The sequence below is a fragment of the Nonomuraea lactucae genome (assembly GCF_003313395.1).
Classification (GTDB): Bacteria; Actinomycetota; Actinomycetes; order Streptosporangiales; family Streptosporangiaceae; genus Nonomuraea; species Nonomuraea lactucae.
Genome location: NZ_QNFZ01000389.1, coordinates 1 through 912, shown reverse-complemented (window position 1 = coordinate 912; position 912 = coordinate 1). Strand labels below are relative to the sequence as shown.

1 pseudogene is annotated in these 912 nt (G+C 77.0%); it reads left to right on the top strand.

Going from position 1 to position 912, the window contains the following annotated elements:
- A pseudogene (locus tag DQW85_RS22125) lies at positions 1-912 on the top strand (AfsR/SARP family transcriptional regulator); the annotation flags it as partial.

Genomic DNA, 912 nt, shown 5'->3' with positions numbered 1-912 from the left:
GGCCACGACGCTGGCCGCGGGCGGGGCGCGCGCCGAGGCGGCCCGGGCTTCGGTCTGGCTGGCCGGGATCACCGCGTTGACAGGGGAGACGCCGCTTCCCGCCCGCCATGCCGACCTGGACGAGCCGGGCCGAGCGCTGGCCGACTGGTTCCTGAGCCACGTGCGGTGGGCGTACGGGGACCACGAGGCGCACCAGGCGGCCGCGGACCGGGCGCTGGGCGCGTTCGAGGAGCTCGGCGACCGGTGGGGCACGGCCGCGGCGCTCGCCCTGCGCTCCAGACTGGCCCTGGTCCGCGGCGACCTGGCCGCGATGCGGCGCGACGCCGAGCGGAGCCTCGCGCTGTTCACCGAGCTGGGCGACGGGTGGGGCCGGATGGACGCCATGGACTCCCTCGACCGGCTGGCCGAGATGCGCGGCGACTACGCCGAGGCGGCGCGGCTGCGCGAGGAGGGGCTGAGCCTGGCGGAGCAGCTCGGCTTCGAGGTGGCCTTCAAACTGTCCTCCGTGGGCCGCATCGCGCTCCTGGAGGGCGACTACGCCCGCGCCGACGACTACCACGAGCGGGCCAGGCGGCTGGCCGTCGAGCAGTCCTACAAGGCCGCGGAGGAGCACGCCGTGCTCGGCCTGGCCCTGAGCGCCAGGCGGCAGGGCCGGTACGAGACGGCGGAGAGATACCTGACGCCCTGGCTCGGCTGGCTGCGCGAGGTGCGCGGGACGCCCGGCATCGCGTTCGTCCTGGCCGAGCTGGGATTCGCCGCCGAACAGCGCGGCGACGCGGAGACGGCGCTGGCCAGGCAGCGGGCGGGCCACGAGGCGGCCCGCGCCACGGGCGACCCGCGAGGCATCGCGCTCTCCCTTGAGGGGCTGGCCGGGGCGGTGTCGCTCGGAGGCGACCACGCGGAGGCGGCCAG